Origin of the sequence: Sphingomonas arantia (assembly GCF_042682045.1) — a bacterium.
Lineage (GTDB): Bacteria > Pseudomonadota > Alphaproteobacteria > Sphingomonadales > Sphingomonadaceae > Sphingomonas_R > Sphingomonas_R arantia.
On sequence record NZ_JBHUGS010000002.1, the window covers coordinates 1,072,478 to 1,097,382 of the forward strand.

General features: G+C 68.3%; 27 protein-coding genes, 1 tRNA gene and 1 pseudogene. 22 read left to right on the forward strand and 7 right to left on the reverse strand.

Going from position 1 to position 24,905, the window contains the following annotated elements:
- Positions 1–54 precede the first annotated feature (54 nt).
- The 3 genes from ACFSGX_RS10710 (at position 55) to asd (ending at position 4,405) form a co-directional block, all read left to right on the forward strand.
- Complete coding sequence (locus ACFSGX_RS10710; protein WP_380929736.1) at positions 55–1,824, forward strand: DUF885 domain-containing protein; 1,770 nt, start codon at positions 55–57, stop codon at positions 1,822–1,824.
- A 26-nt stretch (positions 1,825–1,850) separates the two neighbouring features.
- Positions 1,851–3,449 carry a S10 family peptidase gene (locus ACFSGX_RS10715; protein ID WP_380929738.1) on the forward strand — a complete coding sequence of 533 codons (1,599 nt, stop codon included), beginning with the start codon at positions 1,851–1,853 and terminating at the stop codon, positions 3,447–3,449.
- Positions 3,450–3,553: 104 nt separating this feature from the next.
- Positions 3,554–4,405, forward strand: a complete 852-nt coding sequence (gene asd, locus ACFSGX_RS10720) for an archaetidylserine decarboxylase (protein ID WP_380929739.1) — start codon at positions 3,554–3,556, stop codon at positions 4,403–4,405.
- 33 nt (positions 4,406–4,438) lie between these two features.
- Here asd and ACFSGX_RS10725 read toward each other — a convergent pair.
- The 3 genes and pseudogenes from ACFSGX_RS10725 to ACFSGX_RS10735 form a co-directional block, all read right to left on the reverse strand.
- Positions 4,439–4,594 (reverse strand): annotated as a pseudogene (locus tag ACFSGX_RS10725) (chloride channel protein); the annotation flags it as partial.
- The gene (locus ACFSGX_RS10730) at positions 4,561–4,803 is read right to left on the reverse strand and encodes a hypothetical protein (RefSeq protein ID WP_380929741.1); all 243 of its coding nucleotides are present in this window, start codon (positions 4,801–4,803) and stop codon (positions 4,561–4,563) included. The gene ACFSGX_RS10730 and the pseudogene ACFSGX_RS10725, both read right to left, overlap by 34 nt.
- 68 nt (positions 4,804–4,871) lie before the next feature.
- Positions 4,872–6,173, reverse strand: a complete 1,302-nt coding sequence (locus tag ACFSGX_RS10735) for an SLC13 family permease (protein ID WP_380929743.1) — start codon at positions 6,171–6,173, stop codon at positions 4,872–4,874.
- Positions 6,174–6,253: 80 nt separating this feature from the next.
- On the opposite strand from ACFSGX_RS10735, the gene ACFSGX_RS10740 reads away from it, so the two are divergent.
- The 7 genes from ACFSGX_RS10740 to ACFSGX_RS10770 all read left to right on the forward strand — a co-directional run bounded on the left by ACFSGX_RS10740 (position 6,254) and on the right by ACFSGX_RS10770 (position 11,072).
- Positions 6,254–7,132, forward strand: coding sequence for a hypothetical protein (locus ACFSGX_RS10740; RefSeq protein ID WP_380929745.1), 879 nt, complete (start codon positions 6,254–6,256; stop codon positions 7,130–7,132).
- Complete coding sequence (locus tag ACFSGX_RS10745; protein ID WP_380929746.1) at positions 7,083–8,204, forward strand: aldo/keto reductase; 1,122 nt, start codon at positions 7,083–7,085, stop codon at positions 8,202–8,204. The genes ACFSGX_RS10740 and ACFSGX_RS10745 overlap by 50 nt, the downstream gene beginning before the upstream one ends.
- A gap of 94 nt (positions 8,205–8,298) precedes the next feature.
- Positions 8,299–8,664, forward strand: coding sequence for a hypothetical protein (locus ACFSGX_RS10750; protein WP_380929747.1), 366 nt, complete (start codon positions 8,299–8,301; stop codon positions 8,662–8,664).
- 88 nt (positions 8,665–8,752) lie between these two features.
- Complete coding sequence (locus ACFSGX_RS10755; RefSeq protein ID WP_380929748.1) at positions 8,753–9,256, forward strand: DUF6438 domain-containing protein; 504 nt, start codon at positions 8,753–8,755, stop codon at positions 9,254–9,256.
- 173 nt (positions 9,257–9,429) lie between these two features.
- A complete protein-coding gene (locus tag ACFSGX_RS10760) occupies positions 9,430–9,720 on the forward strand; it encodes a hypothetical protein (RefSeq protein ID WP_380929750.1) in 291 nt (96 codons plus the stop codon).
- A 127-nt stretch (positions 9,721–9,847) separates the two neighbouring features.
- Positions 9,848–10,624: an SDR family oxidoreductase gene (locus ACFSGX_RS10765; RefSeq protein ID WP_380929752.1), complete on the forward strand. Its 777-nt coding sequence runs from the start codon at positions 9,848–9,850 to the stop codon at positions 10,622–10,624.
- Positions 10,625–10,841: 217 nt separating this feature from the next.
- Positions 10,842–11,072, forward strand: coding sequence for a carboxylesterase family protein (locus ACFSGX_RS10770; RefSeq protein ID WP_380929754.1), 231 nt, complete (start codon positions 10,842–10,844; stop codon positions 11,070–11,072).
- Positions 11,073–11,285: 213 nt separating this feature from the next.
- Here ACFSGX_RS10770 and ACFSGX_RS10775 read toward each other — a convergent pair.
- A tRNA-Ser gene (locus tag ACFSGX_RS10775) sits at positions 11,286–11,373 on the reverse strand.
- Between the two features lie 157 nt (positions 11,374–11,530).
- Between ACFSGX_RS10775 and hspQ the strand changes: the two genes are divergently transcribed.
- The 5 genes from hspQ (at position 11,531) to ACFSGX_RS10800 (ending at position 14,799) form a co-directional block, all read left to right on the forward strand.
- Entirely contained in the window at positions 11,531–11,914 is a 384-nt protein-coding gene (hspQ, locus tag ACFSGX_RS10780; RefSeq protein ID WP_380929756.1) for a heat shock protein HspQ, read from the forward strand.
- Positions 11,915–12,026: 112 nt separating this feature from the next.
- The gene (locus ACFSGX_RS10785; RefSeq protein ID WP_380929758.1) at positions 12,027–13,364 is read left to right on the forward strand and encodes a dicarboxylate/amino acid:cation symporter; all 1,338 of its coding nucleotides are present in this window, start codon (positions 12,027–12,029) and stop codon (positions 13,362–13,364) included.
- A 132-nt stretch (positions 13,365–13,496) separates the two neighbouring features.
- A complete protein-coding gene (gene rplU, locus ACFSGX_RS10790) occupies positions 13,497–13,841 on the forward strand; it encodes a 50S ribosomal protein L21 (protein WP_157175464.1) in 345 nt (114 codons plus the stop codon).
- A 23-nt stretch (positions 13,842–13,864) separates the two neighbouring features.
- Positions 13,865–14,140 (forward strand): 50S ribosomal protein L27, encoded by a 276-nt coding sequence (rpmA, locus tag ACFSGX_RS10795; protein ID WP_157175463.1) that lies wholly within the window; start codon positions 13,865–13,867, stop codon positions 14,138–14,140.
- A gap of 164 nt (positions 14,141–14,304) precedes the next feature.
- A complete protein-coding gene (locus tag ACFSGX_RS10800) occupies positions 14,305–14,799 on the forward strand; it encodes a GNAT family N-acetyltransferase (RefSeq protein WP_380929761.1) in 495 nt (164 codons plus the stop codon).
- Positions 14,800–14,806: 7 nt separating this feature from the next.
- Here ACFSGX_RS10800 and ACFSGX_RS10805 read toward each other — a convergent pair whose 3' ends face one another.
- Complete coding sequence (locus tag ACFSGX_RS10805) at positions 14,807–15,637, reverse strand: metal-dependent hydrolase (protein WP_380929762.1); 831 nt, start codon at positions 15,635–15,637, stop codon at positions 14,807–14,809.
- A gap of 39 nt (positions 15,638–15,676) precedes the next feature.
- Here ACFSGX_RS10805 and ACFSGX_RS10810 point away from each other — a divergent pair, with 39 nt between their 5' ends.
- Genes ACFSGX_RS10810 through ACFSGX_RS10840 form a run of 7 tightly spaced genes read left to right on the forward strand, consistent with a single transcriptional unit; the run spans position 15,677 to position 23,036 of the window.
- Positions 15,677–16,300 (forward strand): TetR family transcriptional regulator, encoded by a 624-nt coding sequence (locus tag ACFSGX_RS10810; protein WP_380929764.1) that lies wholly within the window; start codon positions 15,677–15,679, stop codon positions 16,298–16,300.
- A 50-nt stretch (positions 16,301–16,350) separates the two neighbouring features.
- The gene (gene obgE, locus ACFSGX_RS10815; RefSeq protein ID WP_380929765.1) at positions 16,351–17,409 is read left to right on the forward strand and encodes a GTPase ObgE; all 1,059 of its coding nucleotides are present in this window, start codon (positions 16,351–16,353) and stop codon (positions 17,407–17,409) included.
- A 13-nt stretch (positions 17,410–17,422) separates the two neighbouring features.
- The gene (gene proB / locus ACFSGX_RS10820; RefSeq protein WP_380929767.1) at positions 17,423–18,541 is read left to right on the forward strand and encodes a glutamate 5-kinase; all 1,119 of its coding nucleotides are present in this window, start codon (positions 17,423–17,425) and stop codon (positions 18,539–18,541) included.
- Positions 18,538–19,434 carry an SDR family oxidoreductase gene (locus ACFSGX_RS10825; protein WP_380929769.1) on the forward strand — a complete coding sequence of 299 codons (897 nt, stop codon included), beginning with the start codon at positions 18,538–18,540 and terminating at the stop codon, positions 19,432–19,434. Before proB ends, ACFSGX_RS10825 begins: the two co-directional genes overlap by 4 nt.
- A gap of 58 nt (positions 19,435–19,492) precedes the next feature.
- Complete coding sequence (locus tag ACFSGX_RS10830; RefSeq protein ID WP_380929771.1) at positions 19,493–19,741, forward strand: acyl carrier protein; 249 nt, start codon at positions 19,493–19,495, stop codon at positions 19,739–19,741.
- Positions 19,738–21,009 carry a serine palmitoyltransferase gene (gene spt, locus ACFSGX_RS10835; RefSeq protein WP_380929772.1) on the forward strand — a complete coding sequence of 424 codons (1,272 nt, stop codon included), beginning with the start codon at positions 19,738–19,740 and terminating at the stop codon, positions 21,007–21,009. The genes ACFSGX_RS10830 and spt overlap by 4 nt, the downstream gene beginning before the upstream one ends.
- A gap of 59 nt (positions 21,010–21,068) precedes the next feature.
- On the forward strand, positions 21,069–23,036 hold the full coding sequence (locus tag ACFSGX_RS10840; protein WP_380929774.1) for an ATP-binding protein: 1,968 nt from the start codon (positions 21,069–21,071) through the stop codon (positions 23,034–23,036).
- A gap of 2 nt (positions 23,037–23,038) precedes the next feature.
- On the opposite strand, the gene ACFSGX_RS10845 is transcribed toward ACFSGX_RS10840, so the two are convergent.
- Both ACFSGX_RS10845 and ACFSGX_RS10850 read right to left on the reverse strand, forming a co-directional pair.
- A complete protein-coding gene (locus tag ACFSGX_RS10845) occupies positions 23,039–23,911 on the reverse strand; it encodes a hypothetical protein (RefSeq protein ID WP_380929775.1) in 873 nt (290 codons plus the stop codon).
- 13 nt (positions 23,912–23,924) lie between these two features.
- Complete coding sequence (locus tag ACFSGX_RS10850; RefSeq protein ID WP_380929777.1) at positions 23,925–24,905, reverse strand: diacylglycerol/lipid kinase family protein; 981 nt, start codon at positions 24,903–24,905, stop codon at positions 23,925–23,927.

Below are 24,905 nucleotides of genomic sequence, written 5' to 3' on the forward strand. Positions count from 1 at the left end.
GGCCGATCCGCCGCGCCCCGACCGCAAGACCCGCGCCGCCCCTCGGAGTTGACCATGTTGAAACCACTGCTCGCCCTCCTGCTGACCACCGTCGCGACCCCATCGCTCGCGCAGGTCGCGCCACCGGCGTCAACCGCCCCGTCCGCCGCGGACCAGCGCCTGCGGACGCTCTACGAAGCGGAATGGGCGTGGCGGCAGAAGGAACAGGCGCGCATCGAAACGGACGACGACGCGACCGACGCCGCCGACCACCTTCCCCGCGTCGATCCCGCCAGCCAGCAGACCCGGCTCGCCTACTGGCAGAAGACCCGCGCCGAACTCGACCGCATCCCCGTCGCAGACCTCAGCGCGGAGGAGCGGGTCAACGCCGCCGTCTTCCGCACGAGCCTCGACGCGTTCATCGCCAACGCACAATATCGCGACTGGGAAATGCCGTTCAACGCGGACAGCAATTTCTGGTCCTACCTCGCCCCGCGCGCCGGTTTCGACAAAGCGGCGGACTACACCCCCTATCTCGGCCGAATGCGCGATCTGCCGCGCTATTTCGACGAGCAGATCGTCAACATGCGCTCGGGCCTCATACGCGGCTTCTCCGTCCCGCGCGTCACGCTCGCCGGCCGCGACGCATCGATCACCGCCTTTACCGGCGCCGACACCACCAAGAACCCGTTCTACGCGCCGTTCGTCACGCTGCCGTCGTCGATGACCCCGGCCGAACAGGATGCGATGCGCGAACAGGCCCGCACGCTGATCGACCAGTCGGTCCGCCCGGCTTACGTCAAACTGCTCGCCTTCTACCGCGACGAATATCTGCTCAAGGCGCGCACCACGCTGGCGGCCGAGGCGATGCCCGACGGCAAGGCCTATTACCGCGCGCAAATCCGCGAATACACCACGCTCGATCTGACTCCCGAACAGATCCACAAAATCGGCCTCGCTGAAGTCGCGCGGATCGATGCCGAAATGCGCGTCACGATGAAGAAGGCCGGCTTCACCGGCAGCTTCGAACAGTTCCAGCATTTCCTGCGCACCGATCCGCAGTTCTACGCCCGCACGCCGGACGAACTGATGGGCGTCTCGGCCTATGCCGCCAAGCGTGTCGACGGCGAACTGAAGAAGACGTTCGGCTTCCTGCCGCGCTACCGCTTCACCATCCGGCCGGTGCCCGACGCGATCGCGCCTTACTACACCGCGGGTCGCGGCGGCCTCGAAAGCTGCATGATGAACACCTACGACCTGCCGTCGCGGCCGCTCTACCAGATCCCGGCGCTCACCCTGCACGAATGCAATCCGGGCCACAGCTTCCAGGCCGCGGTCGCACGCGAAGGGCCGAACCGCCCGACCTTCCGCAAGCAGACCTATTTCTCCGGCTACGGCGAAGGCTGGGGGCTCTACACCGAATGGCTCGGCACGGTCATGGGCATCTACCGCACGCCCTACGAGGATTTCGGCCGGCTCTCGTACGAGATGTGGCGCGCCTGCCGCCTCGTGATCGACACCGGCATCCACCATGACGGCTGGACCCGCGACCAAGCGATCGCCTACCTCGCCGGCCACACCGCGCTGTCGCAGCACGAGATCGAAACCGAGGTCGACCGCTACATCAGCTGGCCGGGCCAGGCGCTCGCCTACAAGCTGGGCGAGATGACGATCCGCCGCAAACGCGCCGACGCGGAAAAGGCGCTTGGCCCCCGCTTTGACCAGCGCTGGTTCCACGATCTCATCCTCAACCTCGGCTCGGTCCCGCTGCCCGTCCTGGAACAGAAGATCGACGACTGGATCGCGGGCGGCGGCAAGAACACGCTCGCCTCCCCCGCATCCTGATCCCCAACGCCATTACTGGAGGTCGTATGACCCGCACCCGCCTCGCCGCCCTCTCGCTCGCCGCGCTCATCGCCGCCCCGCTCGCCGCCCAGCCCCGCCCCGACGCGCCGCCCGCGCCCAAGGATAAGGCCGACGACCGCCCGAACGGGGTCGAGGAGTCCGACTATGCCGTCGCCACCGCGGTCGAGGATGCCCAGCCGAAACGCGGCAGCGTCGCGATCGGCGGGCGGACGATCGGCTACACCGTCACCCCCGGCACCGTCACGATCCGCAACGACGACGGCGATCCGATCGCGTCGATGTTCTACGTGGCCTATGTCGCGGACCGGCCGAAGGGCGCGCGCCCCCGCCCGGTCACCTTCACCTTCAACGGTGGCCCGGGCTCGTCCAGCATGTGGCTGCACATGGGGTCGATCGGCCCGGTCCAGGTCCAGACCCCCGAACCGACCTCGACCGCGCCCGCCCCCTACCGCATCGCGCCCAACCGCTTCTCGATGCTCGACAAGACCGACATCGTGTTCATGGACGCGATCGGCACCGGCCTGTCGCGCCCGATCGGCAAGGCGAAGATCAAGGACTTCGCCGGCGTCGACAAGGACATCGACGCCTATGCCCGCGGCATCATGCGCTACCTGACGATCGCGAACCGCTGGGACAGCCCGAAATTCCTGTTCGGCGAAAGCTACGGCACGCTGCGCGGCGCGGGCCTCGTCTACGCGCTGCAACAGCGCGGGGTGCAGATGAACGGTGTCGTGCTGCTCTCGTCGATCCTGAACTACGGCGTTCGCCAGCCGGGTTTCGATCAGATCTACCTCTCCTACCTGCCCAGCTTCGCGGCCACCGCCTGGTATCACAACCGGCTGCCCAACCGCCCGCCCGCGCTCGAACCATTCCTGGCGGAGGTGCGGCAATGGGCGATCGGCCCCTACGCCAACGCCATGGCCAAGGGCGACGCGCTGCCCGATGTGGAACGCGACGCGATCTCCAAGCAACTCAGCGCCTATATCGGTTTGTCGCCCGACTATCTGCTGAAGGCCGATCTGCGCGTCGATCTGTCGCGGTTCCGCAAGGAACTGCTGCGCGATCAGCGCCGCACCGTTGGCCGGCTCGATTCCCGCTATGTCGGGATCGACGTCGATCCGGCGGGCGAGGATCCGGAATATGACGCCACCGACGCGGCGCTCAGCGGCCCCTATGTCGGCGCGCTCAACACCTATCTGTTCGGCACGCTCGGCTACCGGACGAAGCTGCAATACCGCCCGAATTTCTACGTCGAACTCGGCGGCGGCAACTGGGACCAGGGACACAGCGGGCCCGGCGGCCGCAGGATGGCACTCGCCGATACCGCGCTCGATCTGTCGGCGGCGATGCGTCAGAACCCGTATCTGAAGGTCCTGTCGCTCAACGGCTATTACGACATGGCCACGCCGTTCTTCGGCGCGGAATATGATCTCGGCCATATGCAGCTCGACAAGTCACTGCGCGGCAACGTCACCTTCCGCTATTACGAGTCCGGCCACATGGTCTATGTGAAGCCCGCCGTCATGCCGCTCTTCAAACGCGACCTCGACACCTTCTACGACAGCGCCACCGCCGCCACCCCGCCGCCCGCGACGGCGGAGTGATGTCCGGTGTCGGGGCGGCGTTGCCCGGCTTTCGCTCGCGAAAATAAGGGTCGACCAGCCGCCCCATGACTGCGCATGGACGGAGACGACGTTTCGAGGTTCCGATGTCCGATCGCCTGAAGATACTGCTGCAATATGCGCTGCCGAAGCAGCGCCTGACCACCTTCGCCGGCCGCATCGCCGGCGCGCAGGCGGGTGCGATGACGACGCGACTGATCCGCTGGTTCGTCGGCAAATACGGCGTCGACATGCGTGAAGCCGCCGATCCGGACATCGCCAGCTACAAGAGCTTCAACGATTTCTTCACCCGCCCGCTGCGGGCCGGCGCGCGCCCGATCGCGGCCGCCGATTTCGTCTGTCCGGTCGACGGCGCGATCAGCCAGTTCGGCGCGATCGACGACCATCACATGGTTCAGGCCAAGGGCCACCGCTTCACCACCGCGGCGCTGTTCGGCGGCGACGCTGCGCTGGCGGCCGAGTTCCGCCACGGCAGCTTCGCCAATCTCTATCTGTCCCCCAAGGACTATCACCGCCTGCACATGCCCTGCGACGGCCGGCTCGTGCGCATGATCTACGTGCCCGGCGCGCTGTTCTCGGTAAACCCGGTCACGGCGCGCGGTGTGCCCAACCTGTTCGCGCGCAACGAACGGGTGGTGTGCATCTTCGCATCGCCGGAACATGGCCCGTTCGCGATGGTGCTCGTCGGCGCGACGATCGTCGGCAGCATCGCGACCGCCTGGCACGGCGTGGTCAATCCGAAGCGGACCAATACGCCGTCCGAATGGACCTATGCCGACCGGGACATCGTCCTGAAGAAGGGCGAAGAGATGGGCCGCTTCCTGCTGGGCTCGACGATTGTGATGCTGTTCGGGCAGGATGTGATCGCCTTCAACGACAGCTGGGCCCCGGAACGGCCGGTCCGCCTCGGCGAACCGATGGGCCACCGCCTGACCTGAGCATTTCCCCCACAGCGTAGGTCACCGTCGGCTTCAGACGGTTTTCTCCACCTTCGGAACCGCGAATGTCCGCGACAGGCCGTGATACAGCTTCTCCCGGCAGACCCACTGGCTGGCCGCATCGGCGATGAAGGCGGTCGCGAACATCGGCAGCATCAGGCCCCGGCTCGCGGTCGTCTCCGCCAGAAGCTCTCGGCATAGCGCTCAAACACGCGGCCCGCCCAGTCGGCCGCCTCGGCGAACAGCGTGGCGACAATCCCGATCAGGATGGCACCGACCAGGATGGCCGCGCGCGTCCGGAACTGCACGGATCGCGGCCCCCGGGCACGCAGGAGGGCGCGATAACGCGACGGCGTCCAGCGCTTCGCCGGCATCAGGCGATCGAATATGCCAGTCATGACGCCCCTCTAGGGCGCACGGAACGATACGTCACCCCGACCGATCCGGTGCGAACGCGGCGTCGGGCTCAGAAAGGGAATAACGCCCGTATCGCGACGATGGCCACCGCGTAGGTGAGCAGGTTGAGCGGCAGGCCGACCCGGACGAAATCCATGTAGCGGTACCCACCCATCTGGTAGACGATGACATTGGTCTGATAGCCGAACGGGGTGGCGAATGCGGCGCTGCCCGCCATCATGACCGCGACGAGGAACGGCCGCGGACTGACCCCCAGGCTTTCCGCCAGTGCCACCGCGATCGGCGTGACCAGCACCGCGACGGTGGCGTTGGACAGCAATTCGGTCAGCACCATCGTCAGGCCGTAGAGTACGATCAGCGCGACGAGCGGACTGACCCCGTGCAGCGAGGCCACCAGCGTGTTCGTCGCCACCGCGGCAAGCCCGCTTTCCTCCATCGCGATGCCGATGACCACCATCCCCGCAATCAGGATCAGGATCTGCGGCCGCAATCCGCCATAGGCCTCGTCCGCGGTGATGACGCGCATCAGGATCAGCAGCACCGCGCCGGCAAAGGCGGATGCCGCGATCGGCGCAATGTCCATGGCCGCCGCGGCGATCGCCCCCACGAACGCCAACCCGGCCAGCACGGCCTTGGCCGGCTGGAACGGCCGACGTTCCGCGAACAGGTCCGCATCGCCGATCTGCGCGCCGGGTGCCTCGAAGCCGGGCGCGTGCTGCTCGCTGGCCGGCTCCGTCAGGCTGCGCCCCATCAGGCGGCCACTGAACAGGAACAGATAAAGCCCGCCGGCCAGCGCGATGGGCAGGCCGACGGGCGTAATCTCGAACAACCCGAACCGCGGCTGCCCCGCGACCCGCGCCATATCGTCGACCAGCAGGTTGGTCGACGTCCCGATCAGCGTGCAGCAGCCGGTCAGCACGGTGATGTAGGACAGCGGCATCAGGTAACGCTTCGGCGGCAGCTTCAGCGCGGTCGCCACGTCGCGCACGACCGGCGCGCCCAGCACCACAATCGGCGTACTGTTGAGGAAGCAGGACAGGAACCCGATCAGCGCGAGCAGCAGCCAAACGCCTGCCGCCCCGAGCCGCCGACACATCCGGACGGCGAGATCGATGCCACGATCGAGCAAGCCGGACAGTTCGAGCGCGTAGGCAATCACGAACAGCGACGCGAGCGCGATGATCGCCGGGCTGGCGAACGCGCCCTGCACCTCCACCGGCCGCACGACGCCCGTCACCAGCAGCACTGCCGCACCGGTCAGGGCGACCACGTCGGCGCGCACCTTGTCCCAGATCAGCGCGCCGACCACCGACACGAGCACCACCAGCGTGAGGATCTGCGAAATGCTCACCCGGACACGATCCTCGGCAATTGGGGATGGCCTGTCACGTTCATGATGAACCCTTTGCCGGACCTTGCTATGGCGTGTCCATGAGGGAACCCAGTCCACGCGCCAGCCGCCTCGTCATCGCCGCCGGGATCGTCGCGGTCGCGGTCGTCGGTGGCGGCGGGTTCCTCCTCGGACAACGGACGACGAACCCGCGTCCGGTCGCGGCCGTCGCGGCCCCCGTCGCGATCCCGGCACCGGCGGCACCGGACGACGACGCCGGACGGACATTGGGCCGGGCCGATCTGATCGCGCTGGCCGCAACCGCCGCGGATGCCACCGCGCGGGGCACGGCCATGCCCGCCACGTTCCGCGGCATGGTCGGCCGCTCCTTCTCGATCGCGCTTCCGTTCGGATGCGGCGGGCCGGCGACGGAGGAAAGCGATGCCGCCATGCGCTGGACCTACGATGCGGCGGCCGGTGCTTTGCGCATCCACGTCGCCCCGCTGGCCTGGTCGCCTGCGGACTGGTGGCCGCGCGCGGCACCGGCCGATGTGGAGGCAATCGAGGGCTTCTGGATCGCGCGACCCTGGACCAACAGCGAGACCTGCCCGGCGGCCCAGGATCCGGTTGCGGCGACGGGGGCCGAGCCTGTGACCCTGCCCGGACAGACGCTGGCGGTCGGCCAGATCTTCGGTCCGGACAGCGACCGGCAGGCGCGTCGCGAGGGCACCCCCTACACCGCCGTCCTGCGCATGGCGCCGGATACGGTGCGCGCCGAACAGGGTTTCCGGGTGCGCCTGACCGGTCGCATCGCCGCCACCCCGGACGGCGCACCGGTTGTGTGTCAACAGGCCGGCGGCGCGGAACAGCGCCCGGCGTGCCTCGTCGCGACATCGCTCGACGCGATCACCATCGAAAACGGGGCGACCGGTGCGACGCTGGCGACCTGGCCGGCAAACGGGCCCCGCGCCGCCAGCTAGGCAGCTTTTGAAACCAGACGGGATCGTCAAGTATAACCGGCTGTGCGACAAGCCGGCCCTGAACACGCGCAGGAGCAATTCGGTTATGGAGCAGCGTCCATTCGGTTCGACCGGGGCCACGGTATCGCCGATCGGCTTCGGGGCCTGGGCCATCGGCGGCAATTGGGGTGACGTGAGCGACGACGCTGCCCACGCGACGTTGAACGCGGCGCTCGATGCCGGGATGACGTTCATCGATACCGCCGACGTTTACGGCGATGGCCGGTCCGAACGGCTGATCCGCGCCGTCCTGGACACGCGGGACGGCCCGCGTCCGTTCGTCGCCACCAAATTGGGGCGCCGGCTCTCCCCGCATGTCGCCGACGGCTACACCGCCGACAATCTTGCCGCATTCGTCGATCGCAGCCGCGAGAATCTCGGCGTCGACACACTCGACCTCGTCCAACTCCACTGTCCACCGACCGAAATCTACTATCGTCCGGAGGTGTTCGCGGCACTCGACCGGCTGGTCGAGGCCGGCAGCATCGCGCGCTACGGCGTATCGGTCGAAAAAGTCGAGGAGGGGCTGAAGGCGATCGAGTATCCCGGCGTCGCCTCCGTGCAGATCATCTACAACATGTTTCGCCAGCGTCCGGCATCCCTGTTCCTTGCCGAGGCACGCCGGCGCGGTGTCGCCGTCATCGCGCGCGTCCCGCTGGCGAGCGGGCTGCTCACCGGCAAGATGAGCGCCGACACCCATTTCGCCGCCGACGATCACCGGGCCTTCAACCGCCACGGCGAGGCATTCGACGTGGGCGAAACCTTCGCCGGCGTGCCCTACGACGTCGCCCTTGACGCGGTGGATGCCCTTCGCGCACTCCTGCCCGGTGATGTGCCGATGGCGACGGTCGCGTTGCGCTGGATCCTGATGAACGAAGCGATCTCGGTCGTCATTCCGGGCGCCAGAAGCCCCGAACAGGCAACGGCGAACGCCGCTGCGGTTGACCTCGATCCGCTCTCCCCGGCGCTGATGGCGGCAGTCAAAACCCTCTATGACGAGCGCATCGCGCCGCACGTGCATCAGCGCTGGTGAGCGCGGCGATACGCCAACGTCCTCCACTTCGGTGACCGGCCTCGATCCGGTTCCGGACGTTTGCGAACCCATCACACCCCGTCTCCATCAAGCGATGAACCGCACCCTGCTCCCGCTCGTCCTCTCGCTCCTCGCCGGCTGCGCCGCGGCGGGCGCGGTCGACGGCCCGGTGCGGCTCGGCCAGACCGCCGATGTCGGCGGGCCGCGCGTCCGGGTGGACCGCGTCATCGAGGACAGCCGCTGTCCGGTCGACGCGCAGTGCGTCTGGGCCGGTCGCCTGATCGTGCGGGCGACCGTGCTGGGCGGCACCTCGTCCAGACAGGTCGATCTCACGCTCGGTGAGCCCATGGCGATCGCGGACGGCAAGCTCACGCTCATCACCGCGGTGTCCGACCGAGGCACCGGTCAGCAGGCGAACGCGCAATACCGCTTCACCTTCGACTTCCAGGGTGGCTTGTGACAGCCCGTGACGCTAGCAGACCCATCCTGCCACTGCATCGGCCCGCCGAGGGCACGCAACGGCGAGCATGACCACAAGGAACCGCACGATGCGCTTGATCGGATTTCTCGCAGTTGCAGCGTTCGCGCTCGCCGGATGCACGACCGCCGGACCGGTGTCCGCGCCCACGACGCCCGCGACCCCCCAGTCGCGGATCCAGGCCATCACCTATGCGACGACGCCCTGCCATGGCTTCTGCCCGGTCTATTCGCTGACCATCGCCGCCAATGGCGCCGGCACGTTCACCGGCACCCGCAACACCGCGGTCACCGGCGAACGCCGCTTCACCGCGACGCCGGCGCAGACCACGGCGTTCTTCGCTCGCTTGCAACCCTTTCTCCCGACGGGCGAGCTGCTGCTGAACGGACCCGAAGCCTGCAAGAGCTATGCGACCGACCTGCCATCGGCCGACGTGACGTGGAGCGGCGCGGACGGGTCCGGCCATCTCGTCTACGATTATGGCTGCGACCGCGACGAACACCGGCCGCTGGCCGACGCGCTGCGTACCGCGCCCGCGATGCTGCCGATCGCCGATCTGATCGGCAGCCGTTGATCTTGCGGTAGCGACCGCCGACATGTCGAGTGTCCGAGCACGGGCGGCGACATCCGGGAAAGTAGACGATCATGACCGAAGCGACCCGGGCGGAGACCCTGACGCCCGCCCACGCCTCCGCGACGCCCGCGGATTGCCGCACTACCAACACTTCGGCGGCGGAGTAAGCGGCGATGACCGAACCCAGCGTCCGATTCGAGCCTGGCGAATGGTATTGGGTCGCCGAGCGCGAGAGCGTCGGCTTCACCGGGACCACCAACCTGGGCGTGGTCGAGTTCCTCATCACCAACGAGGCGCTGACCCAGCTTCACGACCCCGACCTCGATATGCTCGATTACGAGACGGCGCTCGAGGTGTTCGCCGACTTCGAAGGCCACATCCACCGCATCGCCCAGCGCGAGTTCGTCAAGCGCCTCGGTGGCGAGCCGCCAATTCTGCTGACCACGGCAGACGTCGAGGGCTGAGGACGCCGGGCGGACGTATGTCGCGCCATCACACCGCTCTGACCGTGGCGGCGGGTCGCCAGCCATTGAACGATCCCAACCGACGACCATTTGCTGCGGCAAGACAGTCCGGCGCGGAGCAGACATCATGAAGACCAGCGGCAACACCATCCTCATGACGGGCGGCGGCAGCGGCATCGGCGAAGCGCTCGCCCACCGCTTCCACGACCGCGGCGACACCGTCATCATCGTCGGCCGCCGGCAGGACGCACTCGACCGTGCCGCGGCAGGGCGCGAGCTCATCCACACCGCGATCCTGGACGTCGAGGACGTCGCCGCGGTGGCCGCATTCGCGAAACAGGTCGTCACCGACTTCCCGTCGCTCAACGTGCTCTTCAACAACGCCGGCATCATGAAGTTCGAGGACCTGACCACGGCGCGCGATCTCACCGATGCGGAGGCGACGCTGTCGATCAACATCCTCGGCCCGATCCGGCTGACGAACGCGCTCATCGATCACCTGACCCGCCAGCCCGACGCCGCGATCGTCACCGTCACCTCGGGCCTCGCCCACGTCCCGCTGATCGCCGCGCCGACCTATTCGGCAAGCAAGGCGGCCATCCATTCCTACACCGTCTCGCTGCGCACGCAGCTTGGCGGCCAGGTGGAGGTGATCGAGCTGGTACCGCCCGGCGTCCGGACCGACCTGACACCGGGCCAGGCGAACCGCCCGGGCTATATGCCGCTCGACGCCTTCGCCGACGCGGTCGCGGCGCAGTTCGCGCAGCAGCCGACCCCGCGCGAAATCCTGGTCGACGAGGTCCAGTTCCTGCGTCAGGCGGAGCGCGAAGGCCGTTTCGACGAGACGCTGAAGACGCTGACGGAACGCGCCGCCGCCCAACGCGCCGCGGGCGATCATCAATAACGCCAAGCCGATATCAAATCGGGCGTCCCGTCGGAGCCGACGGAAACACCGAACCATAAGGCCCCACCCTTGATTGGGCGGAGGCCTGTCCGATCGAATTGTTTGGCGTCGGGCGCCAGTGCCCCGGGCAGCCCCGCCCTATCCGGTGTCGACAGGACCCAGCGAAGGCGGGGCAGATATCATCACACGATCGGCCACGATGGCGCTCTAGGCGGCAATGCTGTCGATCGATGTCGCGCAGCCCGCCCCGACGCTCGTCACCGTGCGGGCCAGGGTCGTCGGCGCCACAACGGAGGGCGTCGATCGCTTCATCGGCGTCCAGTTCGCCGCGCCGCCGGTCGGCCCGTTGCGTTGGCGCGAACCGCAGGCGCAACATGCCTGGATCGGGGTGCTCGTAGTGACCACCACCTCGCCGCTCTGCCTGCAGGACAGCGCCACAACCAGCTGACGGCCGGCTACACGCCCCGGCAGAGCGAGGATTGCCAGTATCTCAACATCTTCCGTCCGGCGGACGCCAAGAAGGTCAAGCTGCCGGTGATGATGTGAATCCCTGGCGGCGGATCCCGCATCGGCCGAGCTCCTCCAATTCGAGGTCGACGCGATCGCCGCGATCACGTCCCGAGGAACTCGCCTCAGGCATAAGACGACATATTTGGGAAAGTGGCGGAGAGGGTGGGATTCGAACCCACGGTACCTTGCGGCACAACGGTTTTCGAGACCGTCCCGATCGACCACTCTGGCACCTCTCCGCAGAGGTCTGGCGCCGTGCGTCGAGGCACGGCGGCGGTCCGAGCGGTGGCCTCTAGCGAAGGTCCGCGGGCTTGCCAACCCTTGATGCGACGCACTTGGTCGCAGCCGCCCTTCCCGCTGCTTGCGATGGCGCGACAACGCTCTAAATTGACCATCATGACAAAGACCCTCGCCTTCTCCCCCGACCAGCACGCGGCAAGCCGGACCGCGCCTGCGATTTCGCATGCGCGATTCGCGATCGGCGCGGTCGTGCGCCACCGATTGTTCGAATTCCGCGGCGTCGTGTTCGATGTCGACCCGACCTTCGCGAACAGCCAGGAATGGTATGACGCGATCCCGGAGGACATCCGCCCGTCGAAGGACCAGCCCTTCTACCACCTGCTCGCCGAAAATGCCGACAGCAACTATGTCGCCTATGTCAGCCAGCAGAATCTGGAGCCCGACGAAAGCGACGAGCCCATCGACCATCCCGCCATTGCCGGGCTGTTCGACGGCTATGAGGATGGCCGCTACTCGCTCCGCCGCGAGCATCGCCACTGAGAGAATACCGGCCCGACACCATGCCGTCACCGGTCGAGCGGCATAGTGCGGGTCGCGTCCCGCATAGCAAAGGTCGCTTGCACGTGGTGACCGCCGTCATCACTCTCTGCCGATGACAGCTGCGACCACTCCGCCCAAAGCCCAACCCCGCTTCGGTTTCGCCGCGCAGGTCCTCGTCGGGGTCCTGGTAGGATTGGCGCTCGGGTTCGTCGCCCGCGGGCTGGGTGGGGACGCCGCGAACCCGAACTGGCTGCTCCGTGCGCTCGACCTCGTGGGGTCGATCTTCGTTCAGCTGCTGCGCGCGCTCGTCCCACCGCTAGTCTTCACCGCGATCGTCGCCTCGATCGCCAACATCCGCAATCTCCAGGGCGCGGCCGGGCTCGTCTGGCGCACGCTCCTCTGGTTCGGCATCACCGCGCTGATCGCGGTCTGCATCGGCCTCGCGCTCGGCACGATCCTGCAACCCGGCGTAAACTCCGGCCTGGCCCCCGGCACCGGGACCGTTCCTGACACCGCGGGCAGCTGGCTCGATTTCCTGAAGGGTATCATCCCGTCGAACCCGATCGGCCTCACCGTCTCGTCGCATCTCGACGCCAGCGGCGGCGTGGTCAGCAGCCTGTCGTTCAACGTGCTCCAGATCGTCGTCATCGCGCTGGTGATCGGCATCGCGGCGGTGCGGATCGGTGAGAAGAGCGACGCCTTCCTCGCGTTCAACCGCGCGTTCCTCGATATCGTCCGCAAGATCCTGTGGTGGGTCATCCGCCTGACGCCGATCGGCACCGCCGGGCTTCTGGGTACCGCGGTCGCCAAATATGGCTGGTCCACACTGGCGCAGCTCGGCGCATTCGCCGGCGCGGTCTATATCGGCCTCGCGATCGTGCTGTTCGTCGTCTACCCGCTCATCCTGATCGCCAATGGCCTGCGCCCCGCCGCCTTCTTCGCGGGCGCCTGGCCGGCGATCCAGCTCGGCTTCGTCTCGCGCTCCTCGATCGGCACGCTGCCCGTGACGGAGGCGGTCGCGGTCAGCAACCTGGGCGTGCCGCGTGATTATGCCGCGTTCGCCGTGCCGCTCGCCGCCACGACCAAGATGGACGGATGCGCCGCGATCTACCCCGCGGTCGCCGGGCTGTTCGTGGCGCAATTCTACGGCATCCCGCTCCACCTCTCAGACTATGTCCTGATCGCCTTCGTCTCGGTCATCGGCTCGGCCGCCACCGCCGGGCTGACGGGGGCGATCGTCATGCTGACGCTCACGCTGTCGACGCTCGGCCTTCCGCTGGAGGGGGCCGGACTGCTCCTTGCGATCGATCCGATCATCGACATGGGCCGGACCGCGGTCAACGTGGCGGGCCAGGCGCTGGTCCCGACGATCGTCGCCAAGCGGATGGGCATCCTCGATCAGGACCGCTACGACTCGGTTTCCGCTGCCGGATTGCCGGAAATCGCCTGATCGATTGTCGCGGTTCTGTCACCAATCGGTTGACTTTGACCCTCATGAAGGTTAGCCGCGCTTCTCTTCCGAACGGGATCGGCACGCAGTCGATTCCCGAACCGGACCAGCTTTGAAGAAGTGATGAGGGCCATGTTCGCTATCGTGCGCACGGGCGGCAAGCAGTATCGCGTTGCCGCCGGAGACAAGATCGTCGTCGAAAAGATCGCGGGTGACGCGGGCTCGACGGTATCGCTGGGCGACGTGCTGTTCGCCGGCAACGACGGCGCGGCGCAGGACGTCGCCGGCCTGACCGTGTCGGCCGAGATCATCGCGCAGGCGAAGGGCGAGAAGGTCATCGTCTTCAAGAAGCGCCGCCGGCATAACTACCGCCGGAAGAACGGCCATCGCCAGCACCACACCATCCTGAAGATCACCGCGATCGGCGATCACAAGGCACCGCAGGCGTCGGCTCAGCCCGCGTCCGCCGAAGCCTGATCCGCGAACCGGAGTAAGAAGATATGGCACATAAGAAAGCAGGCGGCTCCAGCCGCAACGGTCGTGACTCGGCCGGTCGCCGTCTCGGCGTGAAGAAGTTCGGCGGCGAAGAAGTGATCGGTGGCAACATCATCATCCGCCAGCGCGGCACCCGCGTCTATCCCGGCGTCAATGTCGGTATGGGCAAGGATCACACGCTGTTCGCGCTGACCGAGGGCCGCGTCGTGTTTCACTCGGGCAAGCTCAGCCGCAAGTTCGTCAGCGTCGAAGCACCGGTGCTGGCCGAAGCCGCAGAGTAATCAAGGCAACCGGGCCGTTCGGCCCGGTCGTCTGCCGATATCGAAAAGGGAGGTGGGCACCGGTTGCCTGCCTCCCTTTTTCGCGTTCTTCTTTCGTCGGCCCGAGCGTCGCAGAGTCGTCATGCGATCCGGCTAATCCGCGGCGAACGAAGGAGAGTGTACCGATGTTCGCCCGCACCGACAGGCTGCTGCTGAGGCCCGGCTGGGTCGACGATGCCGCGATCCTGGCATCCGCCCTCGCAGGCCCAGCCACCCCGTTCACGTCCAGGTTGGTCCCGGCACGCTGCGACGATCGAGCCCACGCGCTGCTCGCCCGCCCGGCGGAGTTCGACCGCCCGGCACTGCTGATGATGGAGCGCACCGGCACCGGCGCCGAACTGGTCGGCACCATCGCGCTCGAGGATCGTCAGGGCCGCGTCACACTCGACTGCTGGGTCCGCGCCGACCGCCGCAACCGCGGCTACGCCACCGAGGCCGGACGCGCGATGATCGCGATCGCCGCGATGCTCGGCCTGACGCAACTGGACGCGGCTCCGGACGGTGACCCCGCCGCGACTACCCTGCTCCGCAAGCTCGGTTTCCGCTTCACCGGCGCGACCGCCATTCTTCACCTGGAACCGGACCCGCACGGCGGGCCGGTCCACCTCCTCGCCGCGTAACGCGCCGTTACGCGGTCGCGAGCAGCCGCTCGGCCTGCACGATCAACGGCCGGTCATCCTCGTTCCACGGGTGGAAGCCCGGCATGAAATAGGCAAACCACGCCCCCGCGATCCGGCGCACCAGCCCTGGTGCCACGAACGCCGCATGGAACAGCCCCCACCCGGCCCGCCATCCGGTAATCCCGTCCTGCGCCAGCAGGTCCAGCGCACCGCGCGTTCGATCGACCATGAAGTTCTGCGTGACGAGCAGCATCACCTTCGCCTTCACCGACCAGCGCTGCCACCGCGACCAGCCCCGCGTCGCGTGCAGCCAGGTGTCGTACGCGACGCCCTTGTGCTCGATCTCCTCGATCGCGTGCCAGCGCCACAACGCCGCGGTTTCGGGCTCGGCGCGGTCCAGATGCGCCGGATAGGCCAGCAACGCATGCGCCAGGATCGCGGTATAATGTTCCAGCGCCATCGTCACCGCCAGGCTCGCGATCGCCGGTCGTGTCCGAATCACCGCCAGCCGCCCATCCACCGCCGCCTCCAGCCGGCCGACATCGTAGCCGGCATCGGTGACGCGCCGGTTGAACGCGACATGCTCGCGCGTGTGCATCACTTCCTGCTTCACGAATGCGGCGATCTCGGCGGCCAGTCGCGGCTCCGTACCGTCCCGAAAAGCCCGCACCGATTCGACGAAGAACGCCTCGCCTTTCGGAAATGTGACGGACAGCGCATTGTAGATCGCGGTCTGATAGGGGTCGCCCGCCAGCCAGTGGCGGTCCTGCGGAGCGTCCCGCCCAAACCGGCGGTCGCGCGGGGTGATCGACAAATCGGCCGGACTGTGGCTTTGCATCACAATATCCCGGTGGCTTCTGACAGGGTTGTTAGTACTATGGAACCGACAATAGTGTCAACGCGCACCCGACTGACCGCGGCGGACAGCAAGGATGCGGCCATCGCCGCCGCCCGCGCTCTGCTGATCGAGGATGGGCCGCAGGCCGTGACGCTGAAGGCCGTGGCCGCCCGGATCGGCAAGAGCCACGCGAACCTGCTCCATCATTTCGGCTCCGCCGCCGGGCTGCAGAGCGCGCTCGCCGCGTCGATGGCCGAACGTATCACGGCCCGCATCGAGGACGCCGTCCGCAAGGCGCGCGCCGGGGAAGCGGACCCGCGGATCATCGTCGACCTGACGTTCGACGCGTTCGACAGCGAAGGGGCCGGCGCGCTCGCCTCCTGGATGATCCTGTCGGGCGACCGCGGTTCGCTCGATCCGATCATGGATGCGATCCACAAGGTGGTGGAGGCGCTCGGCGATCATCAGGGCGAACCGGTCGCGCCGCTCACTCTGTCGCTGGTGCTCAGCGCGCTCGGCGACGCGCTGCTGGGCGATCCCGTCTCGCGTGCACTCGGCCTGCCGCGCAACACGGCGCGCGACATGGCGGTCGCGCAACTGATCGCTTCCGCACAGCGCCCCACAAAGGACGACTCCAGGCCCACGCCGCCGGCCCCCGTATAGCACGGCCGATCGCGGTTCCGTTTCGGCCGTGTTTCGGCTAAGGGCGCGCGATGCATTTTCTCGATCAGGCCAAGATTTACGTTCGTTCCGGTTCCGGTGGCCCCGGCGCGGTGTCGTTCCGACGTGAAAAGTTCATCGAATATGGCGGCCCCGACGGCGGCCATGGCGGCAAGGGCGGCGACATCGTGTTCGAGGCGGTCGCCGGCCTCAACACGCTCATCGACTTCCGCTACACGCAGCATTTCCGCGCGCCCCGCGGCAAGGGCGGCTCCGGCTCCAACCGCACCGGCGCGGGCGGCAACGACCTCGTCGTGCGCGTCCCCGTCGGGACGCAGGTCCTGTCCGACGACAAGGAAACCGTGCTGCTCGACTTCACCGAGGCGGGCCAGCGCGAGATCTTCCTCAAGGGCGGCGACGGCGGCCGCGGCAATGCCAGTTACAAAACCTCCACCAACCGCGCGCCGCGGCAGCACGGCAGCGGCTGGCCCGAGGAAGAAGCGTGGGTCTGGCTGCGGCTGAAGCTGCTCGCCGACGCCGGGCTCGTCGGCCTGCCCAACGCCGGCAAGTCGACCTTCATCAACGCGGTGTCGAACGCGAACGCAAAAGTCGGGGCCTACCCTTTCACCACCGTCCGTCCGCAACTCGGCGTCGCGACGCATCACCAGCGCGAATTCGTCGTCGCCGACATCCCCGGTCTGATCCAGGGCGCTGCGGACGGCGCGGGCATCGGTGACCGCTTTCTCGGTCATATCGAACGGTGCCGCGTCCTGCTTCACCTGGTCGACGCAACCGGCGACGATCCGATCGAGGCCTGGCACGTCGTCAACGACGAACTGGTCGCCTATGGCAGCGGGCTCGAGGACAAGCCGCAGATCCTGGCGCTGAACAAGGTCGACGCGCTCCCCGAAAAGGACGTGGCGAAGCTTGCGAAGAAGCTCGCCAAGGCCAGCGGCGCCGAGGTCATGCTGCTCTCCGGCGCGGCCGGCACCGGGCTCGAACCGGTGCTCGACCAGATCGTCGCGGCCCTCGGCACCGCGCCGGACAAGGGCAACGCCACGACCGACACCAGCGAAGCCGACGCCGAAACCCCCGCCTGGTCGCCGATCTGATCGTCCCCGGCCGGTGCCGCAACGCTTCTCCCCCGGCCGCTGCGCGCGGCTGATCATCAAGATCGGCTCGGCGCTCCTCGTGGATGCCGACGGGTCGATCCGGCGGGACTGGCTGGCGACGGTGGCGGCCGATATCGCCGCGGCCCATGCGGCGGGGCAACAGGTCGTGATCGTGTCGTCCGGCGCGATCGCGCTCGGCGCCCGCCGGCTGGCCCTCCCCAAGGGCGGCCGCGCCTCGCTCGAGGATGCACAGGCCGCCGCCGCGGTCGGCCAGATCGCGCTGTCGCAGGCCTGGGCCGAACTGCTCGGCAGCCGCGGGCTGACCGCCGCGCAGATCCTGCTGACACTCGACGATCTCGAGGACCGCCGGCGCTACCTCAACGCCGCTTCGACGCTCGATCGGCTGCTCACGCTCGGCACGGTCCCGGTCATCAACGAAAACGACTCGGTCGCCACCGCGGAAATCCGGTTCGGCGACAACGACCGCCTCGCCGCCCGCGTGGCACAGGCCGCCCGCGCGCAGGGCGTGCTGCTGCTCTCCGACGTCGACGGCCTCTACACCGCCAATCCGCACCGCGACCCGGCCGCAACCCGCATCGACGAAGTCACCCACATCGACGCCCGCATCCGCGCGATGGCGGACGGCGGGTCCGCCTCGGGCATGGGCTCCGGCGGCATGGCCTCGAAGGTCGAGGCCGCGCGGATCGCCCAGGCCGCCGGCGCGCACCTCGCCATCGCCAGCGGTCAACGCCCCCACCCGCTCGCCGCCTTCCTCGCCGGCGGCACCGGCACGGTGTTCGTCGCCGATCCGGTCCGCGGCGCACGCAAATCCTGGCTCGCCGGCCGCCTCACCGCGCGCGGCACGATCCATGTCGATGCCGGCGCAGCCGATGCGCTCGCCCGCGGGGCCAGCCTGCTCGCGGCCGGCGCGGTCACGATCGACGGCCGCTTCACGCGCGGCGACGTGGTGGAGATCGCGGGCCCCGACGGCCGCTTCGCCCGCGGCCTGGCGGAATATGACGCCGCCGACGCGGTCCGCATCGCCGGGCGCCGTTCCGCCGAACAGGCTGGCATCCTCGGCTACGCGCCGCGCTCCGCCCTCGTCCACCGCGATCACATGGTGCTGCTATGACCGTCATTGCCATCACCGGCGCGACCGGCTTCGTCGGCGGCCACCTGCTGACCCAGGCCGCCGCCGCCGGCCACCCCGTCCGCGCCCTCACCCGCCGGCCGCAGCCCAACCGAGACGGCGTCACCTGGATCGCCGGCGCGCTCGACGACACAGGCTCGCTCGCCGCGCTAGTCGAGGGGGCCGACGCCGTCATCCACGTCGCCGGCGCAGTCAACGCGCCCGACCGCGCCGGTTTCGCCCGCGCCAACATCGACGGCACCGCCGCCATGCTCGCCGCGGCGACCAACGCCGGCATCGCGCGCTTCGTCCACGTCTCCTCGCTCTCCGCACGCGAACCGCAGCTCAGCGACTATGGCTGGTCGAAGCTGCAGGGCGAGAATCTCGTCGCCGCATCCGCGCTCGACTGGTCGATCGTCCGCCCGCCCGCCATCTACGGCCCCGGCGACCACGAGATGCTCGAAATCTTCCGCATGGCGGCGCGCGGCCTCGTCCTGCTCCCGCCAAGCGGCCGCTTCTCGATCATCGCCGCGGAGGATCTGGCCCGCCTGCTCCTCCTTCAACTCACCCACTATGACCGGCAGATCCTCGAAGCCGACGACGGCACCCCGAACGGCTGGGACTATCACGTCTTCGCTCGCCTGCTCGGCACGGTGTTCGACCGCCGCGCCCGCACCCTGTCGATGCCTGGCCCGTTGCTGGCGCTCGGTGCGCGAATCGACGGACTGATCCGCGGCAAGGGTGCCAAGCTCACCCCCGACCGCGTCGGCTATCTCCGCCACCCCGATTGGGTCGTGCACGGCACCATGCCCGACGGCCCCTGGCGGCCACAGGTCACGACCCCCGCCGGCCTGCGCGCCACCGCCGCATGGTACCGCGCACATGGCTGGCTTTGATCCGCCTTTTCGCCGCAATCGCTTGGCACATGCCGACTCGACCAATTAAGGGACGTCCATGACATCGCGCCAAGAGACCTTCGCCAAGGTCGCCGACCAGATCGAACCGTTCAACAAGAAACAGGTCCCGCTGGCCGAAGCGACCAGCTTCGCCGGCGACCTCGAATGGGACAGCCTGACCGTCATGGATTTCGTCGCCGCGGTGGAGGACGAATTCGACATCCTCATCACCATGAACATGCAGGCCGAGATCGAGACGATCGGCCAGCTGGTCGACACCATCGAAAAGCTGAGCAAGCCCGCATGACCGACGCCAGCCAGACCCCCGACTCGGTCGCCCTGACCGACGTCCTGCCCAACCCCACACCGCGCGATCTGCTGTCGAAATTCGACGGGCTGATCGCCGAGCGCCAGGCGCTGCTCGACACCGGCGTGCGCGATCCGTTCGCGATCGTGATGGAGGAGGTGCTGTCCCCCACCCTCGCCATCATCAAGGGCCGCAAGACGATCCTGCTCGGCACCTACAATTATATGGGCATGACGTTCGACCCGGACGTCGTCGCCGCCGGCAAGGACGCGCTCGACAAGTTCGGCGCCGGCACCACCGGCAGCCGCGTGCTGAACGGCACTTACCAGGGCCACCGCGAGTGCGAGGATGCGCTCCGCGAATTCTACGACATGGAAAGCGCGATCGTCTTCTCGACGGGCTACCAGGCGAATCTCGGCGTCATCTCCACGCTCTGCGCCAAGGGCGACTACATCATCCTCGACGCAGATAGCCACGCGTCGATCTACGACGGCTGCTGGCTGGGCAATGCCGAAGTCGTGCGGTTCCGCCACAATTCGGTCGAGGATCTCGACAAGCGGCTCGGCCGCCTGCCGGTCGAGGCGGGCAAGCTCGTCGTGCTCGAGGGCGTCTATTCGATGCTCGGCGACATCGCGCCGCTCAAGGAAATGGTCGCCGTCGCGAAGAAGCATGGCGCGATGATCCTGTGTGACGAAGCGCACGGCATGGGCTTCTTCGGCGAACATGGCCGCGGCGTGTTCGAGGAAGCCGGCGTCGCCGACGACATCGATTTCGTGGTTGGCACCTTCTCCAAGTCGGTCGGCACGGTCGGCGGCTTCTGCGTGTCGAACCATCCGAAGTTCGAGGTCATGCGGCTCGTCACGCGCCCTTACGTCTTCACGGCATCGCTCCCGCCGTCGGTGGTCGCCACCGCCGCCGCCTCGATCCGCAAGCTGATGCACGCGGGCGACAAGCGCGAACATCTCTGGAAGAATTCGCGCCGCCTGCACCAGGGCCTGCGCGATCTCGGCTACACGCTCGGCACGCCGACCGCCCAGTCGGCGATCATCGCGGTCATGATGCCCGACCAGGCGATCACCGTGGCGACGTGGCAGGCGCTGCTGGAACGCGGGCTCTACGTGAACATGGCGCGTCCGCCCGCGACGCCGGCCGGCACCTTCCTGCTGCGCTGCTCGCTCTGCGCGGAACATACCGACGACCAGGTGACCGAGATACTCGAAACCTTCGCCGCCGCCGGGCGCGCGACGGGAGTGATCCCGCAGGCCTGACCCGACCCTGACCGATTGCGCATGTTTGCAAGCTCGCCCCCTTGGGCTAGCTTGCCGGCATGACCGCACCGCTCCCCCGGACCTCCGACGCGGAACCGCCGAACTGGTGGCAGAACATCTGGGTCCGGGCCGGGGCGATGGCGGTGGCGTTGTTACTCGCGCTGCTCGTCACGCTGGTCGGTATCGCGAACGCGCGGCGGGATACCGCGCTGTCGCTACAACGGCACAGCTACGAAGTGCTGCTCGCCATCCGCGATTTCGACGTGGCCATGGCGCGGGCGGAGGCGGCGCTCGGCCGCTTCGCGATCTCCGGCGCCCCACCCGCGGGTCGGGCCTACTTCGATCACTGGGCGCTGGCTGGCGCGCGGCTCGACACGCTGACTGGCTTCACCGCACCCGATCCGGTCCAGCGCCCCGTCATCGCGGCGCTCCGCGTCCTCTACGAACGCCGCCGTGCCGAACTCGACGCCCCCGCGCGCAGCGCCGGTACGCGCCAGGCCTGGGCCGCGCTCACCGCGTTCGACCGCGCCGGCCGATCGCCGAGCATTGATCAGTTGTCCACGCTGGTCGACCGCGTCTCGCGCCACGAACGCGCCACGTTGACCAGCCTGTCCGCACAGGCCGAGCGATCGGGCGCGCAGTCCGACATCCTGGCGACCCTGCTCTCGCTGCTCGGCGTCGTGCTCAGCATCGTCGGCGTCGTACTCGGCACGCTCGCGGTCCGCGCTGTCCACGCGCGGCGCGAGGCAGGGCGCCGCGCGGACGTCGCCGCCGATCGCGCCGGCGCACTGGAACTCGCGGTGGAGGCGCGGACCCGCGAACTGCGCGATGCCAACGTCCGACTGCAGGTCGAGGCCACGACCCGCGCGGCGGCCGAGGCGCAGCTGCATCAGGCGCAGAAGATGGAAGCGGTCGGCCAGCTGACCGGCGGGATCGCGCATGATTTCAACAACATGCTGGCGGTCGTGCTTGGCGGGCTCGAACTGGCGCAACGCCGGCTGACGAACAGTCCGAAGGACGTCGCCCGCCACCTGGATCAGGCGCTCGACGGGGCGACTCGCGCAGCCGCACTCACCCGCCGGCTGCTCGCCTTCGCGCGTGCCGAACCGCTGCGGCCGGAACATGTCGATGCCGCGCGGCTGATCCGCGGCATGCGCGACCTGCTCGACCGTGCGCTGGGCGAACGGATCGTCGTCGCGTTGACGATCGCCGACGATTGCTGGGCGACCTGGTGCGACCCGCATCAACTCGAGAACGCGGTCCTGAACCTCACGGTCAACGCGCGCGATGCGCTGGACGGCGAAGGCCGCGTCGACATCATCACGACGAACTGCAGGGTCGCGGCGGACGAGGTCGGCAAGCTCGCCCCCGGCGACTATCTCCGGATCGAGGTCCGCGACACCGGCTGTGGCATGGACCCCGCCGTCATCGAGCGCGCGTTCGAACCGTTCTTCACCACCAAGCCGATCGGCAAGGGCACCGGTCTAGGCCTCAGCCAGATCTTCGGCTTCGCGCGCCAGTCCGGTGGCGACATCCTGATCAGCTCGCAGCCTGGGGCCGGCACCGGCGTCTCGCTCTACCTCCCCCGCCACATCGCCGAGGTCGCGCGACCGGCCATCTCCGCCCCCTCCCCCGCCACCGCGGACGGCCGCGGCGAAACCGTGATGGTGGTGGAGGACGACCCGCGCGTCCGCACCTCGACCGTCGAAGCGTTGGTGGAACTCGGCTACCGTCCGATCGCCTGTGCCTGCGGGGAGGATGCGCTCTCCGCCCTCCGTACCGAACGCGACGTGCGGCTCGTGATATCGGACGTCGTCATGCCGGGCATGACCGGACCGGACCTCGTCGCCGCGATCCGAGCGGACCATCCGCACGTCGCGACGATCTTCGTCACCGGCTATGTCGGCGATGCCGATACCGGCGACCGGCTCCGCGGGCAGGACGTGCTGCGCAAACCATTCACCATCGCCGGCCTCGCCCGCGCGGTCCGCACCGGTCTGGCCACCACCGAACCCGCCGGGACCTGATCTTACCGCACTGCGCCGCCGCGCAGCAGCTGCGGCAGCAGCACCAGCGCACCCAGCAACGGATGCCGCCGCTGCCAGGGCCTGATCGCGATCTTGGTCCCCGCGTGACGATTGATCTTCCACGCCAGATAATCGATCCCGCCGGCGAAGGTCGCGCTCGCCTTCATCAGCCGCAGCACGGTCAGCGACTTGCCGTTCCGCCGCAAGCTGCGCCAGCGCGCCTCGCCCCCGGCCCCGACCAGCCCCGGCAGGATCGCCGCCCCGAACCGCCGGTAGCGCTCCGGATCGGCATCGACGATCGACCCTGACCGATCGTCCCGCTCGGCCCGCAGCTCGGCACGGTAGGTCTGCGCGAACGCCGCCCGCCACACCGCCAGTGGATCGCCCCGCTCGGCCGGCGCACACATCGGTAACGCCAGCGCCATCGCGGTCGGCCCGGCCCGCGCGACCGACCCGACCACCCGCTCCGCCGCCGCGTCGTCGCGCCGCCACACCAGCCGCGACGGCTGCGCGAACCGTGCCCAGACCGACACGGTCGACGCTTCCGGCCCGCACAGCGCGTCCAGATCGGCTTCGGACAACACTGCATATTTAGATGCCAACCCGTTGTCCGCAACCGGAAACACGTTCGGTGGTAGCAACCGGTTCGCCAGCCGCATCCAGCGCGCTGGATAGGCCGCGCGATAATCCGACACGATCAGGTAGAAATCGAGCATCTGCCCGTCGAGCTCGGTCGTCCTGAGGCACGACCCGTAGAACAGCACCGCCCGCGCCGCACCCCCATGCCGCGCCGCGATCGCCGCCGCCATCGCGGTCACGCGCGGATCGACCGGCAGCGCCAGCTCCTCACGCACCAGCGCGCACACTGCCGTCACGCCCGACGCCTGTTCAGGCGGCAAGGCGCAGGAACGGAACGGGTGAGGTATGCTTCAGAACGATCGGGAATCCCTCGACATTCTGGAACAGCTCGCCGTCCAGGATCACGCTCGACCGCACGCCCTCGATCCGGATCTCGTCGCCGCGCTCGACATGCACGCCGTTCATCGCCTGCTTGCCCAGCCGCCCGCTGATGCCGGCAAAGATCGCCCGCACCAGCGTCCACGGCCGGTGATCGACCATCATCAGCTTCAGCGCACCCTCGTCGCCGCCCGCCATCGTCGACGCGGACGTACCGATCAGCATCTTCTGCAACGTGGTCACGATCATGATCGAGAACCGCCCCTGCAACTGGCCCTGCCGCATCAGCGACACCTTCACATGCCCCGGCCGCGGCGGCAGGAACGCCGCGCGGATGCCGAATATCAGCGACAGCACGACGGCCATCGCGGTCAGCACATGGCTGAACCCGTTGGGCAGCCCCAGCGGATACACCTTGTTGCGGCAGAACAGGATCGAGTCGGCCAGCCCGGCACCGCCCAGGAACATGCCCATCACGGGCCGCACGCTGGCATCGTCGCCGCTGGTCAGCGCGATCAGCTCACGACGCACGACATAGGCGTCGACCCCGTTCCGCGCGATCTCCATCACCCGTTCCAGCGCCGCGACCGGATCGCCCACCGCGCCCAGGTCGAGCGCGATCAGGTTCGTCTTGCCGTTGGGCAGTACCGCGACTGGCGGCGGCGTCTCGCCGAACCACTGGCCGTGATGGATCTCGGTCAGCACCGTCTGCACCGTGCCGTCGCCGCCGTTGATCACCAGCACGACCGGCTCGACCCGCGCGATCGTGCGCAGCGCCTCGCCGATCTGCGCGACCTCCTCCACCTCGTAGTGGAAGATGTCGTCATGCTCGGCGCAGAAGGCGCGGATCCGCGGCAGGAGCGACCGGTTGCCCGTCGATTTCGGATTGGACAGAAGTGCGACACGAACCAT

Excerpts from the sequence above, each read along its gene's own strand:
- ACFSGX_RS10770 (WP_380929754.1), top strand. The coding sequence starts at position 10,842 with ATGCTGTCGATCGATGTCGCGCAGCCCGCCCCGACGCTCGTCACCGTG.
- ACFSGX_RS10810 (WP_380929764.1), top strand. The coding sequence starts at position 15,677 with ATGGAACCGACAATAGTGTCAACGCGCACCCGACTGACCGCGGCGGAC.
- ACFSGX_RS10760 (WP_380929750.1), top strand. The coding sequence starts at position 9,430 with ATGACCGAACCCAGCGTCCGATTCGAGCCTGGCGAATGGTATTGGGTC.
- asd (WP_380929739.1), top strand. The coding sequence starts at position 3,554 with ATGTCCGATCGCCTGAAGATACTGCTGCAATATGCGCTGCCGAAGCAG.
- ACFSGX_RS10750 (WP_380929747.1), top strand. The coding sequence starts at position 8,299 with ATGAACCGCACCCTGCTCCCGCTCGTCCTCTCGCTCCTCGCCGGCTGC.
- ACFSGX_RS10825 (WP_380929769.1), top strand. The coding sequence starts at position 18,538 with ATGACCGTCATTGCCATCACCGGCGCGACCGGCTTCGTCGGCGGCCAC.
- rpmA (WP_157175463.1), top strand. The coding sequence starts at position 13,865 with ATGGCACATAAGAAAGCAGGCGGCTCCAGCCGCAACGGTCGTGACTCG.
- ACFSGX_RS10785 (WP_380929758.1), top strand. The coding sequence starts at position 12,027 with ATGACAGCTGCGACCACTCCGCCCAAAGCCCAACCCCGCTTCGGTTTC.
- ACFSGX_RS10755 (WP_380929748.1), top strand. The coding sequence starts at position 8,753 with ATGCGCTTGATCGGATTTCTCGCAGTTGCAGCGTTCGCGCTCGCCGGA.
- ACFSGX_RS10710 (WP_380929736.1), top strand. The coding sequence starts at position 55 with ATGTTGAAACCACTGCTCGCCCTCCTGCTGACCACCGTCGCGACCCCA.
- ACFSGX_RS10800 (WP_380929761.1), top strand. The coding sequence starts at position 14,305 with ATGTTCGCCCGCACCGACAGGCTGCTGCTGAGGCCCGGCTGGGTCGAC.
- ACFSGX_RS10805 (WP_380929762.1), bottom strand. The coding sequence starts at position 15,637 with ATGCAAAGCCACAGTCCGGCCGATTTGTCGATCACCCCGCGCGACCGC.
- ACFSGX_RS10830 (WP_380929771.1), top strand. The coding sequence starts at position 19,493 with ATGACATCGCGCCAAGAGACCTTCGCCAAGGTCGCCGACCAGATCGAA.
- ACFSGX_RS10840 (WP_380929774.1), top strand. The coding sequence starts at position 21,069 with ATGACCGCACCGCTCCCCCGGACCTCCGACGCGGAACCGCCGAACTGG.
- obgE (WP_380929765.1), top strand. The coding sequence starts at position 16,351 with ATGCATTTTCTCGATCAGGCCAAGATTTACGTTCGTTCCGGTTCCGGT.
- rplU (WP_157175464.1), top strand. The coding sequence starts at position 13,497 with ATGTTCGCTATCGTGCGCACGGGCGGCAAGCAGTATCGCGTTGCCGCC.
- ACFSGX_RS10765 (WP_380929752.1), top strand. The coding sequence starts at position 9,848 with ATGAAGACCAGCGGCAACACCATCCTCATGACGGGCGGCGGCAGCGGC.
- hspQ (WP_380929756.1), top strand. The coding sequence starts at position 11,531 with ATGACAAAGACCCTCGCCTTCTCCCCCGACCAGCACGCGGCAAGCCGG.
- ACFSGX_RS10740 (WP_380929745.1), top strand. The coding sequence starts at position 6,254 with ATGAGGGAACCCAGTCCACGCGCCAGCCGCCTCGTCATCGCCGCCGGG.
- ACFSGX_RS10730 (WP_380929741.1), bottom strand. The coding sequence starts at position 4,803 with ATGACTGGCATATTCGATCGCCTGATGCCGGCGAAGCGCTGGACGCCG.
- ACFSGX_RS10715 (WP_380929738.1), top strand. The coding sequence starts at position 1,851 with ATGACCCGCACCCGCCTCGCCGCCCTCTCGCTCGCCGCGCTCATCGCC.
- spt (WP_380929772.1), top strand. The coding sequence starts at position 19,738 with ATGACCGACGCCAGCCAGACCCCCGACTCGGTCGCCCTGACCGACGTC.
- ACFSGX_RS10850 (WP_380929777.1), bottom strand. The coding sequence starts at position 24,905 with ATGGTTCGTGTCGCACTTCTGTCCAATCCGAAATCGACGGGCAACCGG.